This is a genomic window from Parajatrophihabitans canadensis, assembly GCF_053764775.1.
In genome coordinates this window covers 980,302-994,355 of sequence record NZ_CM132445.1, presented here as the reverse complement: position 1 = coordinate 994,355, position 14,054 = coordinate 980,302, and the positions used below count along the sequence as shown (strand labels likewise).

The 14,054-nt window shown below is 63.1% G+C and carries 12 protein-coding genes and 1 pseudogene; 3 read left to right on the top strand and 10 right to left on the bottom strand.

The annotated features are described in order from the left end of the window. Window positions 1-137: 137 nt before the first annotated feature. From ACSMXN_RS04810 to ACSMXN_RS04800, 3 genes are read right to left on the bottom strand one after another with little or no spacing between them, the layout of a single operon-like run. Window positions 138-926: a carbon-nitrogen family hydrolase gene (locus ACSMXN_RS04810; RefSeq protein WP_022913445.1), complete on the bottom strand. Its 789-nt coding sequence runs from the start codon at window positions 924-926 to the stop codon at window positions 138-140. Continuing rightward, on the bottom strand, window positions 923-2,107 hold the full coding sequence (locus ACSMXN_RS04805; protein WP_022913444.1) for a pyridoxal phosphate-dependent aminotransferase: 1,185 nt from the start codon (window positions 2,105-2,107) through the stop codon (window positions 923-925). Before ACSMXN_RS04805 ends, ACSMXN_RS04810 begins: the two co-directional genes overlap by 4 nt. Before the next feature lie 53 nt (window positions 2,108-2,160). Continuing rightward, window positions 2,161-2,643 carry a hypothetical protein gene (locus tag ACSMXN_RS04800; RefSeq protein WP_155958379.1) on the bottom strand — a complete coding sequence of 161 codons (483 nt, stop codon included), beginning with the start codon at window positions 2,641-2,643 and terminating at the stop codon, window positions 2,161-2,163. A gap of 243 nt (window positions 2,644-2,886) precedes the next feature. Between ACSMXN_RS04800 and ACSMXN_RS04795 the strand changes: the two genes are divergently transcribed. The 3 genes and pseudogenes from ACSMXN_RS04795 to ACSMXN_RS04785 all read left to right on the top strand — a co-directional run bounded on the left by ACSMXN_RS04795 (window position 2,887) and on the right by ACSMXN_RS04785 (window position 4,711). Continuing rightward, window positions 2,887-3,591, top strand: a complete 705-nt coding sequence (locus ACSMXN_RS04795; RefSeq protein ID WP_455407696.1) for a hypothetical protein — start codon at window positions 2,887-2,889, stop codon at window positions 3,589-3,591. Window positions 3,592-3,757: 166 nt separating this feature from the next. Then, window positions 3,758-3,898 (top strand): annotated as a pseudogene (locus tag ACSMXN_RS04790) (type IV toxin-antitoxin system AbiEi family antitoxin domain-containing protein); the annotation flags it as partial. A gap of 264 nt (window positions 3,899-4,162) precedes the next feature. Further along, on the top strand, window positions 4,163-4,711 hold the full coding sequence (locus ACSMXN_RS04785; RefSeq protein WP_455407800.1) for a hypothetical protein: 549 nt from the start codon (window positions 4,163-4,165) through the stop codon (window positions 4,709-4,711). A 68-nt stretch (window positions 4,712-4,779) separates the two neighbouring features. Here ACSMXN_RS04785 and typA read toward each other — a convergent pair whose 3' ends face one another. The 7 genes from typA to ACSMXN_RS04750 form a co-directional block, all read right to left on the bottom strand. After that, window positions 4,780-6,663 carry a translational GTPase TypA gene (gene typA / locus ACSMXN_RS04780; RefSeq protein ID WP_022913439.1) on the bottom strand — a complete coding sequence of 628 codons (1,884 nt, stop codon included), beginning with the start codon at window positions 6,661-6,663 and terminating at the stop codon, window positions 4,780-4,782. 77 nt (window positions 6,664-6,740) lie between these two features. Next, entirely contained in the window at window positions 6,741-7,322 is a 582-nt protein-coding gene (locus ACSMXN_RS04775; protein ID WP_022913438.1) for a hypothetical protein, read from the bottom strand. A gap of 21 nt (window positions 7,323-7,343) precedes the next feature. Continuing rightward, a complete protein-coding gene (locus ACSMXN_RS04770; protein WP_022913437.1) occupies window positions 7,344-8,762 on the bottom strand; it encodes a DEAD/DEAH box helicase in 1,419 nt (472 codons plus the stop codon). 314 nt (window positions 8,763-9,076) lie between these two features. After that, window positions 9,077-9,496 (bottom strand): DUF6941 family protein, encoded by a 420-nt coding sequence (locus ACSMXN_RS04765; RefSeq protein ID WP_022913436.1) that lies wholly within the window; start codon window positions 9,494-9,496, stop codon window positions 9,077-9,079. Window positions 9,497-9,553: 57 nt separating this feature from the next. Next, window positions 9,554-10,852, bottom strand: coding sequence for a UDP-glucose dehydrogenase family protein (locus ACSMXN_RS04760; protein ID WP_022913435.1), 1,299 nt, complete (start codon window positions 10,850-10,852; stop codon window positions 9,554-9,556). A 3-nt stretch (window positions 10,853-10,855) separates the two neighbouring features. Next, window positions 10,856-12,442 carry a glycosyl hydrolase gene (locus ACSMXN_RS04755; RefSeq protein WP_081649115.1) on the bottom strand — a complete coding sequence of 529 codons (1,587 nt, stop codon included), beginning with the start codon at window positions 12,440-12,442 and terminating at the stop codon, window positions 10,856-10,858. Continuing rightward, a complete protein-coding gene (locus ACSMXN_RS04750; RefSeq protein WP_022913433.1) occupies window positions 12,426-14,006 on the bottom strand; it encodes a glycosyltransferase family 2 protein in 1,581 nt (526 codons plus the stop codon). Before ACSMXN_RS04750 ends, ACSMXN_RS04755 begins: the two co-directional genes overlap by 17 nt. Window positions 14,007-14,054: the final 48 nt, after the last annotated feature.

Below are 14,054 nucleotides of genomic sequence, written 5' to 3'. Positions count from 1 at the left end.
CTCGAGCGTCACCAGCACTCCCGGCGTCAGCTCGGCGAGAGCAACGCTGACCCGACGAGGCAATGGTGCCGCGGCCTGCCTGACCTCAGCTTCAGTCGTCCGAATCAGATCGGTGACCCGGAGTATCCGCGGGTATTTCACCGGCGATCAGGCAGAAACGGGAACCGGTCGCGGACCCGGCGTGCCTCTGCTGGATCAACCTCGGCCGACAGGATCGTTTCGGCAACCGTCGCTTCGACTAGTACGCGACCGAGCGGATCGATGATCGCCGAGTCCCCGGAGTGGTTGAGGCCATCGGCCTTGCCGACCCGATTACAGCCTATGACGTAAGCCTGATTCTCGATCGCTCTCGCTCGCAAGAGTGCCCGCCAGTGCTCGCGGCGAGGTTCGGGCCAGTTCGCAGGAACCACGTAGACATCGGTGCCAGCAGCGAGTTGCCAGAACTCGTCGGCAAACCGCAGGTCGTAACAGATGAAGACGGTGACACGCACGCCCTCGACCGTCACGGTCAGAAATTCGGTCCCAGCGTCGTAGCGCTCATGTTCGCCTGCGTAGCTGAACGGATGGATCTTGCGGTATCGATGGGTCTGGCCCGTCGGACCTGCCAGCACCGCAATATTCACCGCGCGACGCGTGCCGTTGTCAGAAACGTCGCGGCTATCTAGTGCTCGAGCCCACTGGGCAATCGATCCGAGCACCCAGACGCCGTGCAGGCTGGCCTGATCAAGCAGAAATTGCTCGTTCTCACCGCCGGGTTCTTCGGCAACCCGATCTGGATCCATCGAGAAGCCGGTCGCGTACATCTCGCTGAGCACGATGAGTCGCGCGCCGCCGGCCGCCGCATCAGCGATCATCGGTGCCACCCGCGCTCTGGTCGCCGCACCGTCTTCCCACACGATGTCGTGCTGAATCGCTGCAACCTTCATCGGCTACGCTCCCCCGTTTCGCCCGAGGCTACTTTGCTCAGCCGGCTCAGGGCCTCTTCGAGCACTTCGATCTTCTTGCAAAATGCGAACCGGACGTAGCGATCTATGTCGGAGTCATAGAAAACCCGCGACGGGATGGCTACGACGGCCGCACGCTCGGGGAGGGCTCTGCACCATGCCTCGGCATTGTTGCCGAGATCAATGGTGGCGAAGTAGGTCGCCTGTGGTGTCAAGGTCGAGAACCCTTGTTGGATAAGGCCATTCGTCAACGTATCGCGTTTGGCTCGCAGGTCCGCAGCCAGGCCGACGTAGTAGCTCGCGGGCGCTTGGAGGGCCGTTGCGATCGCGTACTGGAAGGGCCCTGATCCGACGTAGGTGAGGAACTGCTTTACGGCTCGGACCTTGCCGAGCAGTTCGGGACGAGCGCACACCCAGCCAACCTTCCAGCCAGTGACGCTGAAGGTCTTGCCGGCACTGGAGATCGTGACGGTGCGATCGGCCATCCCGGGGAGCGTCGCCATCGGGATGTGTTGCCCGTCGAAGATCAGGTGCTCGTAGACCTCATCGGTGATCACGACGAGGTCATGCTCGATCGCCAACTCAGAGATCAGGTTCAGCTCGGATCTGGTGAACACCGTGCCGGTAGGATTATGCGGACTGTTGACCAGGATCACCCTAGTTTTGCTGGTGATGCACGCTTTGAGCTCGTCCGGGTCGAAGGTCCACCTGTTGTTGTCCGGTCGGAGTGTGACCACCCGCCGGGCGGCGCCGGCGAGGGCGATGCAGGCCGCGTAGGAGTCGTAATAGGGCTCGAAGGTAACTACCTCGTCGCCGGGATTGGTCAGCCCCATGATCGCGGCGGCAATTGCCTCGGTGGCGCCAACCGTGACGAGGACTTCAGTCTCGGGATCGAAGCTCAGGTCGTACCAAGATCGTTGATGCGCGGCGATGGCCTGCCGCAGTTCGGGAATGCCTGGGCCGGGCGGATATTGATTACCCCGCCCGGCCCGTATGGCATCGATAGCCGCTTGTAAGACCCAGTCGGGCCCGTCTGTGTCCGGAAAACCTTGCCCAAGATTCACGCTGCCGGTTTTGATCGCCAGCGCAGACATCTCCGCGAAGATCGTCGTCCCGAAGGCATCAAGACGTCCGGGCGCTATCGTCGGGCGAAGGTCATCCACCCGGCCAGCTTATTGGCTCTGACCACCAGCTTTCGGTGCCAGTGCCCGTCCCGTCAGAATCTGAACACGTGGTGCGCGGTGTCGCACTGCATACCTTGGTAGCAGGTGAGTGCGGTGACACGACCGACGGGCCCGGGAGTCGGGAAGCTGAGGTGGGTCTCTGATAACAGAGGCACGACGGCGGCGGTATAGGTCTGAACCCCGGCCGGATCGGGCAATGTCACGGTAATCGAACAGCTCTTGATTGACGACCGCGCGTTGTAGCAATTGTTGACCTTGTTCGAATTTGCGCCGGGACGCGAAAGCAGGCCCCCGATGGAGAAGTCACCCATGACCGGGGCGCTCTGACAAGTCAAGACAAAGACCGCCTGCACCGTGTTGCCGACCTTTTCCACCTGCTTGGTGTACGCCGTGCAGCCGTCGCTGACCGTACCCGGGCCATGCGTAGCCCCTGCCTGGGAGGCCGTAGCCACCGCGCCGACAGCGAGGGCTCCCATCAGAGCCAGGCTCGCGACCGTTCGTTTCATTGTTCTCACAAAGTCCTCCATTGGGCAGAACTCGGCGTCCGTTCGCCGAGCGTGCTGGTATTAGACCGAGGATTTCGAGCCCGCGAAGGCCTTTTGAGAATTCTTTGCGTTCGATTTTTCGCTTGATTACACAGCGGAAAGTCGATTTGCCACAGAGCCTGAGAGTGGGTGTAGACACCCTCACGGAATGAAACGTCTTGCCGTTCGGTTGTATCGGTGTAATCATGTAAGTGATGAATGAAGGAGTACAACATGTTTTCAGAAACTGAGGGCCAACCTGGCCCAGAAGAGTCCGACTCAGCAGAAGATCGCGGCCATCGAGGTCATCGAGGTGGCCCGGGCGGTCGCGGGCGCGGCGGTGCGCGAGGCGGGCCAGGCGGTCGCGGGCATCGCGGCGGTGGGCGTGGCTTCGGTCGTCCCGGAGGCTGGCAGCAAGCCGATCTCCCTTCGGCCGACGACGCGGTGGCGTGGTTCACCGGGCGACTTCCGTCCGATTGGTTCACCGGCGCCGCTGACGTCAGTGTCGACCGCGAAGAAATCATCGTGACCGGTGAGCTTCCTCCCGTAGAGGTCGCCGCCGGCGAGACGGCTGCTGAAGAAGCAGCCGCGGCAGCGGACGGTCGGATCAGCCGGTTCCGCGAGGAGACGCGTTCAGAGCGGATTCAGATCGCGCTTGAGGCCGAGGCACGTTATGGCCGCAAGGTCGCCTGGGGCGCCAGCATCGGCGACAACCGAGTGCTGTTCACCCATCTGTCCGTCCCCGTAATGACCCGGTTGCGCCAGCCCGAGCGGCAGGTGCTCGACACCCTCGTCGACGCCGGCGTCGCCCGCTCGCGTTCCGAGGCGCTGGCGTGGGCAGTGAACCTCGTCGGACAACACACCGACGAGTGGCTGAGCAGCTTGCGTGAGGCCATGGAGGAAGTGGACAAGCTCCGCACCCAAGGCCCCAACCTCTAACCCCACCCGGTCTGCATCAGAACTGCATTGTGCGGCCCGAGATTTCGGTTGGCGACAACCAGACCGAAACTTCGGGCCGCACAATGCGTTTGGTGAGGTTGGGGATGACGGCGCCGGGTTCCACAGGGGGTCGGACGTCAGTTGGCAGATCGTTGATCATTTTGCGATGCGGCAGACGATTCCACCCCAGGCGAGCTCTCAGTTCGGTGTTTTCACGACCGAGCAGGCCTATGAATCTGGTTGGTCGCGCGCAGCGTTGTCTCGGGCAGTGGCATCCGGACGCCTGATCAGTCCACGTCGGGGAACGTTCGCGGTGCCGCCACGCTGCCCAACATCACCGCAAGCGTCGCGGGACTTGCTAGGAAAACGCGGGGCGGCCGCGGCGCTGAGAATCGCTGGGTCAACGGTCAGTCATGCCGCCGCAGCGGCGTTGCACGGTCTTGCATTGTTGGAAACTCCCCCGATTCCCTGCGTCACCTTGCGGCCGGAATTTCGCACCCGGCCGGCTGCCGTTCATGTGCACCGTCAACCGATCCCGCCCGAGCAGCTGATGCGAGATCGACGAGTCTTGATGACCACCGTTGCTCGGACCTGTATTGATCTGACCAGGGAGTCGGGCCTAGCCGCGGGAGTGGTGACGACCGATGACGCATTGCATCGTGGTCTCACCACAGTGGAGGAACTCTCGGACCTCTATCACAGCCTCCGAGGTCGGGCCGGACTGTCCAGTGGAAGCGCACTCCTGGACGAGGTCAGCCCTCTCAGCGAATCGCCCCTCGAATCGTTGAGCCGGCTGGCTATGCGGCGGCTGTCAGTAAGGCCCGAACAGCAGATCACCCTGCTGGCGCCGGACGGCCGTTTTCTGGCACGCGCCGACTTCTTCTGGCGGGCCTTCGGCGTCGTGGGCGAGGCCGATGGTCGATCGAAATACACCGACGATGAGTTGTGGAATGAGAAGGTGCGCGAGGCCCGACTCTGCGATGCCGGGCTGCTCGTCGTGCGGTGGGACTGGTCGGTGGCCCGCCGGCCACCAGAGCTGTGCCGACGCATCGAACGAACCATTGAGCACGCCCGGCGCCTCCGCCTCGCCGGCCATATCCCCCAGTTCAGAACTGCATAGTGCGGCCCGAGTTTCCGGTTTTCTTGTCGCCAACCGGAAATTCGGGCCGCACTATGCGGAACGTAAACCTAGGATTTGGCTCTGCGGCCCCTGCTCTTCTCGCGATCGGTCTGGGACAGCAGCACCTTGCGGATCCGCACAGTCGACGGCGTCACCTCGACGCACTCGTCCTCGCGGCAGAATTCCAGGGACTGCTCGAGTGACAGCTTGCGTGGCGGGACGAGATGCTGAAAGTCGTCGCCGGTGGACGAGCGCATGTTCGTGAGCTTCTTCTCCTTGGTGATGTTGACGTCCATGTCATCAGCCCGGGAGTTCTCACCGACCAGCATGCCTTCGTACACCTCGGTCGTCGGCTCGACGAACATGGTGCCGCGTTCCTGCAGGTTGATCATCGCGAACGGCGTCGCGACGCCGGCCCGATCGGCGACCAGCGAGCCGGAGGCGCGGGTACGCAACTCGCCGACCCATGGCTCGTAGCCCTCGAAGACGTGATGCAGAATGCCTGTTCCGCGGGTATCGGTGAGGAATTCGGTCCGGAAGCCGATGAGTCCCCGCGACGGCACTAGAAACTCCATCCGGATCCATCCGGTGCCGTGGTTGGTCATGGTTTCCATCCGCCCCTTGCGAACCGCGAGCAGCTGGGTGATCGTGCCGAGGTATTCCTCGGGGCAGTCGACAGTCAGTCGCTCTACCGGCTCGTGAACCTTGCCGTTGATCGTCTGGGTGACAACCTGCGGCTTGCCGACGGTTAGCTCGAAGCCCTCACGCCGCATCTGCTCGACCAGGATCGCCAGCGCCAATTCGCCACGTCCCTGAACTTCCCATGCGTCTGGACGCTCGGTGGGCAGCACCCGCAATGACACGTTGCCGACGAGCTCGCGATCCAAACGGTCCTTGACCAACCGGGCGGTGACCTTCGAGCCCTTTTCTCGTCCGGCCAACGGTGACGTGTTCGTCCCGATGGTCATGGAGATCGCCGGCTCGTCGACCGTGATCAACGGCAACGGCACCGGATTCTCGAGGTCCGCGAGGGTGTCACCGATCATGATCTCGGGGATACCGGCAATCGCGATGATGTCGCCCGGGCCAGCTGATTCGGCCGGCTTGCGCTCCAAAGCCTCGGTCATGAGCAACTCGGTGATCTTGACCTGCTGAATCGTGCCGTCGTGACGGCACCAGGCAACCTGCTGGCCCTTGCGGATCGTTCCCTGAAAGACCCGGCAGAGGGCAATTCGTCCGAGGAACGGCGAGGCGTCCAAGTTGGTGACGTGGGCCTGCAACTCCGCGCCCTCGCGATAAGCGGGGGCAGGAATGGTCGAGAGGATGGTCGAGAACAGCGGCTGCAGGTTCTCCGAGTCAGGCATCGTGCCGTCTGCCGGACGCACCAGCGAAGCCTTGCCGTCTCGCGCGCAGGCGTAGACGATCGGAAAGTCGATCTGCTCCTCATCGGCGTCCAGATCGAGGAAGAGTTCATACGTCTCGTCCACGACCTCGGCGATTCGCGAGTCCGGACGGTCGACCTTGTTGATGACGAGAATGACCGGCATCTTCGCGGCCAGCGCCTTGCGAAGCACGAACCGGGTCTGCGGCAGCGGGCCCTCGGAGGCGTCGACAAGCAGGACGATGCCGTCCACCATCGAGAGCCCGCGCTCGACCTCGCCACCGAAGTCGGCGTGGCCTGGGGTGTCGATGATGTTGATGATCATCTTCTCGCCGTCGGGGGCGACGTATTTAACGGCCGTGTTCTTGGCCAGGATGGTGATGCCCTTTTCGCGTTCGAGATCGTTGGAGTCCATCGCGCGCTCGTCGATGTGATCGTGGGCGCCGAAGGCACCGGACTGCCACAACATCGCATCGACCAACGTGGTCTTGCCGTGGTCGACGTGGGCGACGATCGCGACGTTGCGGATCGACGTACGAACGGAATCGTTCGCGAGCGTGTGCTTAGACATAACTCTTCTCTCGTATTCGTGGCTCAGACAAGTGGTGCAAACTCAGATTGCTCACTCGGATTGCTCAGTCGGATTGCTCAGTCGGAATGGTCTTCGTCAGGTTGCTTCATCAGGGCTGCGGGAGTGGATCGACGGCGACCCGCCAGGACGATGTACCCGACCACTCCTAGGTAGGTCACCCCACCCAGCCCAGCCAGGACCGATGGGGTCGGATCCCACTGGGAAAGGCCGATGACCTCGACGCTGGTGCGGTCATAGACGACCCGATGCTCGGTACCGCTGGCCCACCGCGGATCGCCGAGCAACGAAGTGACTTTGAGCTGCCCGTCGTCACTGGTGAATGTTCCAGCGACCAGACAAATTCCGCGTGAACACGTCCGGCTGGCGACGTACGTGCCGCGCACACCGTTGGGTTGATCACCGATGTGCCCGACGATCGTGGTGACAGCCGAGATGAGCGCGAGGAAGCAGACCAGCGGGAAGACGACCCAGAAGAGCCAGCCAGCCAGGCGTCGGGCACCCGGAAACGACATCGCAACGAGGTCACCGGAGGCCTCCGCCTGGTAGGCGCCCTGCATTGCGGAGCCGGCGGCCGGTACTGCCGGCTCGGAGCCGACAGACTGGTGCGCCGACGCGACGGCAGGCTGTTCGGTGGTCATCACCGCACATCATCACATCCGTTATCCCAGCGGACGACCCGGCGCGGAGTGCGCGCCGTTGCCGCGGGACACCGGGCGCGCTGAGCGGCCCTCGCTGCGCTGATAACTCGGCTTGTCTGACCGAGGCTTTCCAGCGGCCGGACGATCATGGCTCGAGCGAGCGAACTTGTCGCGGCCCCGATCGTAGGAGGTACGGTCGCGGCGGCCATTGCGATCGCCGACGGAAGCCGAACGGGCATGCTCGACGATCGGTACGCCGGACGGCTCCCGGGCGCCGACCAGGGCGAACATCTCGGGTTCACCGGGATATACGTCAAGGTAGGTCGGCTGCACACCGGCACCGTGCATCAGACTGCGCACGGCGCGCTCCTCGTTCGGAGTGGCGATCGTCACGACCATGCCGGATTCACCCGCGCGCGCCGTACGACCTGAACGGTGCAGGTAGTCCTTGGGGTCCGCCGGCGGGTCCACGTGCAGCACGAGCGAGATGTCATCGACGTGAATCCCGCGAGCGGCCACATCGGTCGCGACCAGCGCCGTCACGGTGCCGTTCTTGAAGCCATTGAGCGCTTTCGTCCGCTGGGCCTGGGTGCGTCCGCCGTGGAGCGCGCTGGCAGAGACCCCCGCCCGCATCAGGTTGTCGGCCAGTCGCTCGGCACCGAACTTGGTACGCACGAACAGGATCGTCCGACCCTCGCGGGCCGCGATCTGCGTGATGACCTGCCATTTGTTGCCCATTGCGACCCGAAACACGAAGTGCGCCATCGTGTCTACGGTGGCCGCGGCCGGCGCGAGCGCCTTGATGGCCGGGTCGACGAGGTACTGGGTGACGAGGGTCGCGACGTCACCGTCCAACGTGGCGGAGAACAGCAGGCGCTGACCGCCGGACGGAATCATGTCGAGCAACCGTCGGACGACCGGCAGGAAGCCGAGGTCGGCCATGTGATCGGCCTCGTCGAGCACAGTGATCTTCACGTTGGACAGGTCACACGCGCGCCGCTCGATCAGGTCGATCAGGCGGCCCGGCGTGGCGACCACGATATCGGTACCACGTACCAAACCCTGGATCTGCTTGTGGATCGGCAATCCACCAGCGACGAGTCGCAGCGAAAGGTCACTGGCCTGTGCCAGCGGAGCGAGGCTATCGACGACCTGCATCGCCAGCTCGCGAGTTGGTACGAGGATGAGCGCGTGCGGCTTGCGAGGTGAGGTCGGCGATCCGGCGAGACGCGTGATGATCGGCAACCCGAAGGCGAGAGTCTTGCCCGCTCCGGTCGCAGCGCGACCGAGCACATCGCGGCCGGTGAGGGCGTCGGGGATCGTCGCCGCTTGGATCGGGAACGGGGTGGTGATGCCGGCCCGGGTCAGACCTTGGACGAGGCTGCGCGGCAAACCGAGCTCAGCGAAGGTGGGCAGGTTGTCGGTATCGATCACGGTCATCGGCAGATCGTCGAACGGGCCACGGGCGGCGCGAGGAGCGAAGGACTTAGCCGGACGACCCCGGCGGGACGAATTACGGTCAGAGAAATTGCGGGCAGCAGCGGATGGCCGCTGGGCATACGAAGACAAGAGAATTCCCTCGAGACGGTGGCGCGTCTCGGCGATCGGCCCGGTTCGTGACGTTTTCGTCGGGGCAGGCGATCTTGATGAAACGAGCCCAGCGCACTTCTCTTAGGCGAAGGTGCGCCGACATGAATAGCTCAAGTCTACCGGGTTCAGCCGGTCTCCCACACCACGCCGTAACGCCAGCTGGCTCAGCTGACCTGAAAGCTGGTGGCGATGACGTCCCCAGCGATATCGAGTCGCCAGGTGTAGCGACCCGGCGCGAGCGGCAGCGGCTGAACGTTGACGGTGAAGCTCGAGTCGATCGGCGTTCCGGCGGTCAACCCGGGCGGCCGACCGACCTCGATCGTCGCGTTGAACTCGATGTATTGGTCTGCAGAGCCGTCCGGCCCGGCAAGGGCAATGGGCTGCCCGTCAGCGTTGACAAGCTGCAGGTGCAGCGGGAGCTGCTCGTTTGCACGATCCCAAGGGACCTTGATCAGGCCCACCACAGCCTGCGGAGCGGTCGGAGTGCCGGTAACCGACCACCCCGCCCCGAGCATGCTTACCTTGCCGCCAACAGCCTGAGCCGCGTCGGCAAGGATGACTTGAGCTTCGATCGGGGATGCCATGCGACCATCCTGCCAGCCCCAAGCGAACAGCGGGTGACGTTTGCTCCAGTCAACCGTTTACTGACGGCCGAGCGCCCGATACAGCCAGCCCTCAGCGCGCCACAGTTCCCGGTCGAGCGCATTTCGTCCGTCAACGATCTTGTGCTGACGAACGACATCGGCAAGGACGGACGGGTGCATGGTACGAAACTCTGCCCACTCGGTGAGATGCAGCACGACGTCTGCATCGGCACACGCATCCACCGCGCTGGGTGAGTACGCGAGCATCGGAAACTTCTGGCGCGCATTGTCCATCGCATGCGGGTCATAGACCCGAACGGCGGCGCCCTCTCGTTGGATCGCGACGGCGACATCAAGAGCTGGCGAATCCCGGATGTCGTCGCTGTTCGGTTTGAACGCCGCGCCGAGAACCCCCACCCGCATACCGGCGAGCGAGCCGTCGCACAGCTCACGAGCCAGATCGACCATCCGGGACCGGCGACGCATGTTGATCGCGTCGATCTCCTTGAGGAACATCACGGCCTGGTCAACGCCGAGCTCCTCGGCGCGAGCCATGAACGCCCGGATGTCCTTGGGCAGGCAGCCGCCTCCGAAGCCCAACCCGGCGTGAAGGAACTTCCCACCGATGCGAGCGTCATAGGACAGCGCTGCCGATAGTTGGGTCACGTCGGCACCGGTGTTCTCGCAGATCTCAGCCATCGCGTTGATGAATGAGATCTTGGTTGCCAGAAACGAGTTGGCCGCCACCTTCACGAGTTCCGCGGTTGCGAAGTCCGTCACGATCAGTGGTGTTCCGGTGGCAAGGATCTTCTCGTAAACCTCGCTCATCACCTTGGCGGCGCGATCATCTGCCACCCCCATGACGATCCGATCCGGCTTCAGGGTGTCTTCGACGGCGAAACCTTCGCGCAGGAATTCCGGGTTCCACACGAGGTCACCGCCGGCAGCTTCCACCGAGACCGACAGCCTCGCGGCGGTGCCCGCCGGCACGGTTGACTTGCCGACCACGAGCGACCCCGACTTCATCACCGGCAGCAGCGACTGCACCGCGCTGTCCACGTAGCTGACATCGGCGGCGAACTCGCCGGCCTTCTGCGGCGTGCCGACGCACACGAAGTGCACGTCGCCGAATGCACCGATCTCATCGTAGGAAGTCGTGAACCGCAGCCTGCCTGTTGCGAGGTTGCGTTGTAACAATTCCGGCAGGCCGGGTTCGTAGAACGGCACGTCGCCGGCATTGAGCCGATCGACCTTGCTCGGGTCCACATCGATTCCGAGAACGTCGTGGCCGAGTTCGGCCATTGCTGCAGCATGGGTCGCACCGAGGTACCCGGTGCCGATAACAGTGAGTTTCATGGGCTACCCCTTCGGGGAATCGGGCATGACACCCGACGAGAACCGGGTATCGGAGATCGCTGACTTGAAGGCGGCCAGCGCCGGTGGCGACGAGTCGTACCGCCAGTTGTTCGTGGTCGGTTGGCCGTCTGAGTTGGTAGTCGCGATGTTGTTGAACCACACGAACCCGACGACGCTCGGATCCGCGAGGAATCCGGCAATCGTATTGGCGATCCATTGCGTCTTCATTACGGTCACGTCAGTAGTTCCGTCCGTCTGGATCGCACCAATCTCTGCGAAGAACAGCGGCTTGGCCGTGAACGTCCTGATCTTGTTGATCGTCGCCCCGAAGCTGGTCTGGTAATCGGTGGTGGTCTTCGAGGTCCGCAGGTAAACCGAAGCGCCTACCCAGTCCACGTAGGCATCGCCCGGGTAGTCCGCCGCGATGTCGCTGTTGCCGGTGGTAGTGGGCTTGACGTTGTCGATCCGGCCTGGTGACCACAACCAGATCACATCAGCGTTCGCACCGACCTTCTGGAAGATGTTCCAGACGTACTGCCACATCTGGACGTACTTGGCGGGCGAATTGTTCCACGCTGTCTGGCCGGCCGCCCAGGGGTACCAGTTGCCGTTCATCTCGTGATCGAAACGGATCACGACCGGCAAGTTGGTTCGGACGATATCGCCAGCGAACTTGTAGAGGTAGGCGTCCCATTTACCACTGAGAATGTTGCTCAAACTGTACTGACTGGCGGGAATCGTCGAAGCCGGATCTTCCTGCATCGAGGTCCAGGTCATCACCGGTAGCGCACCCCGGCTCCACGCGTCCTGCACTCGGGACGGCGCGAAGTCGGTGTCCCAGCCGGTGAACCATTCGACCGCACTCGGCGCCTTGCCCAACTGCGTATCCACCGTGTTGTACAGCGGAGTCGAGGTGGGCAGGCCGTCCTGTGCGACGCCGAAGTAGTTGAGTTTCGGCGAGGCCAACAGCGCCTTTGCAGCAGGTGTTGGCGCGGGCGGCACGTAGGCTGCGATCGGCGTGGAGGCCGCCCGGTTCGGGTCACTCGGCAGATCGGTGCACGCCAAGCCATCGCCGTTGTACGGACCGGCATCACCGTCGAGCGCATTCGGGTCTGACAAGTTGGCCACATAGGCGGCCTGAGCGTCCTGCTGCCACTTGAAGTCCCAGCAGTGCTTGGCGCTGTCTGGTTTGGCCGCGGCCGTAGTTGCTGCCTTCGTGCTACTCGACGATGAGTTCGCACTCGAGCCGGAGCCACCGATGTACTCCCGGATGATCTCGGTCTTGGTGGGCGTCCGGTTGATATTGGCGCTGCTCGGACGGGTGATTGTCTTTGTCGCCTTGGCTGTCGGCTTCTTCGACGAAGACGTCGACGCCGAGCTCGACACCAGACCTGGATCTGAGCCGGCGCTCGGGCTGGCCGAAAGGGAGGCACCGCCTATCTCGGCGGCGGCGGCCTTACCTCCCTTGGCGCCGCTGGGCGAGAGGTATACGGCCGTCGAAATGGCCACCAGTGCCAACACCAACGCCGGCGCTAGCAGTCGGGCCGAGGGCGAGGCCACCCATAGCCGGAAATCAGAAGAGAAGCGCATCGTAGCCAACTCCAAGTGCAAGGATCACGATCGCGATCACATAGGGAATGAGGCCGCGCGGGTCGCCATCGGCCGAACTTTCATGTGCTACCGCAGCGGTCGTTGCCACCGGGGTGGTGACCACTGAACCGTGTTCGTGCTGCTCACGGGTCGAATCCATACCTGCTATTTCCTCACCAGCTAATGCGTTACCAGCTAACGCGTTACCAGCTAATTCATTACGAGCTGATTCCTTACGAGCAAGGTGATACCCGCCCGAGGCAACGGGGTCTCCGTGGGTACCTGTGGACGGGCCGCTGGCGGCACCCGCCGAACCCGGTGCCGTGAAAGCATTTTTCCGAGTTCCCCAACCGCCTACGTGGCCGAGCCTGAGGAAGCCGTACATTCTGATCGGCATCAGGACCAGCGTGCTGAAGAGAATGAACAGCGGCATTCGGAAGAGGTCTCCGGGTGCCTCATATAGGTGTCTCAGCTGTCGAAGGCACATCGACAACGTCGAGGCCAGCACAGTGAGAGTGATGACCGCTATGAGTGGATGACTGCGCCCGTTGAGGTGCAACATTCCGGTATATAGGTCCGTCCCCGTGTGGCTGGTCGCCCGGAGAACCCAGGCGATCACTGACGAAAGCCAGAGGAACGGCAACAGGATGTCGGCAACAAAGAAGAACGCGAGCAGCGGGGCGTGGCCGAGCATCCAGGGCAACATCCGAAGGGTGTTGTACTGGCTCCCTCGGGCCCACCGAAACTGCTGCTTGATCAGCTTCTTCAACTGAGTCGGCGCATCGGTGTAGACCAGGCTGGTCGACTGGTAGACGGTGCGGAAGCCCATCTTCAGCGTGAGATTGGTCAGTGTTCGATCGTCGGAGACTTCGAGAAAGACGCCGAGGAACTTCTGCGTCATGAAGTCGTGCATCGCCTCCTCGAGAACCCGTCGCCTGAAGGCGATCGTCCGACCCGGGAGGCAGCCGACCGTACCGAGGACGCTCTGGGCCGGCATCGCGTACAACGCCCGGCTGTTCTCCAGCCAGTCGGCCCAGCGGGTCAGGAATCCCCTTTGGGGTTCAAGGATCCGCTGCCGCGTGGTCACACCACCGATTGTCGGATCGGCGAACGGCTTCACCAGTTCTGTGAGAGTTCCCGGTGTCCAGATCGTGTCACTGTCCACGAGCAGCACGACGTCGCCGATGGCTCGATCAGTTCCTACCCGTACGGCATTGCGCTTACCTGCCACCGGTGTCCAGAGCCATTCGATCTCCGAATGGAACTCTTCGCACACCTCCTCGAGGACGGGGTTGCGGCGACCATTGATGATCACCAGTACCTGCGTCGGGCCCTGGTCAACAATCCGTTGCAGAACATCGCGAAACAGCTCGACCGGCTCGTCCACCACCGGTATCACGACGCTGGTCGTGGTCGAGTACGGCTCCGTCCACGGCCGGTAGCGACGGGACAGACCCACCTTCACCAGCCAGATGGCCCAGGTGAGCAGGACGAAAACGGTGAACAAATAGAGATGTGCGTGTTGCTGCAGGGTTTCTCGAATCTCGAGCAGTCCGACTAGCATTGCGGGCTCCTCTTGGTAGCGGCGACGCGGTGACGGGCGGGTTGAATG

Excerpts from the sequence above, each read along its gene's own strand:
- ACSMXN_RS04810 (WP_022913445.1), bottom strand. The coding sequence starts at position 926 with ATGAAGGTTGCAGCGATTCAGCACGACATCGTGTGGGAAGACGGTGCG.
- ACSMXN_RS04795 (WP_455407696.1), top strand. The coding sequence starts at position 2,887 with ATGTTTTCAGAAACTGAGGGCCAACCTGGCCCAGAAGAGTCCGACTCA.
- ACSMXN_RS04785 (WP_455407800.1), top strand. The coding sequence starts at position 4,163 with ATGACCACCGTTGCTCGGACCTGTATTGATCTGACCAGGGAGTCGGGC.
- typA (WP_022913439.1), bottom strand. The coding sequence starts at position 6,663 with ATGTCTAAGCACACGCTCGCGAACGATTCCGTTCGTACGTCGATCCGC.
- ACSMXN_RS04775 (WP_022913438.1), bottom strand. The coding sequence starts at position 7,322 with ATGACCACCGAACAGCCTGCCGTCGCGTCGGCGCACCAGTCTGTCGGC.
- ACSMXN_RS04770 (WP_022913437.1), bottom strand. The coding sequence starts at position 8,762 with ATGACCGTGATCGATACCGACAACCTGCCCACCTTCGCTGAGCTCGGT.
- ACSMXN_RS04765 (WP_022913436.1), bottom strand. The coding sequence starts at position 9,496 with ATGGCATCCCCGATCGAAGCTCAAGTCATCCTTGCCGACGCGGCTCAG.
- ACSMXN_RS04760 (WP_022913435.1), bottom strand. The coding sequence starts at position 10,852 with ATGAAACTCACTGTTATCGGCACCGGGTACCTCGGTGCGACCCATGCT.
- ACSMXN_RS04755 (WP_081649115.1), bottom strand. The coding sequence starts at position 12,442 with ATGCGCTTCTCTTCTGATTTCCGGCTATGGGTGGCCTCGCCCTCGGCC.
- ACSMXN_RS04750 (WP_022913433.1), bottom strand. The coding sequence starts at position 14,006 with ATGCTAGTCGGACTGCTCGAGATTCGAGAAACCCTGCAGCAACACGCA.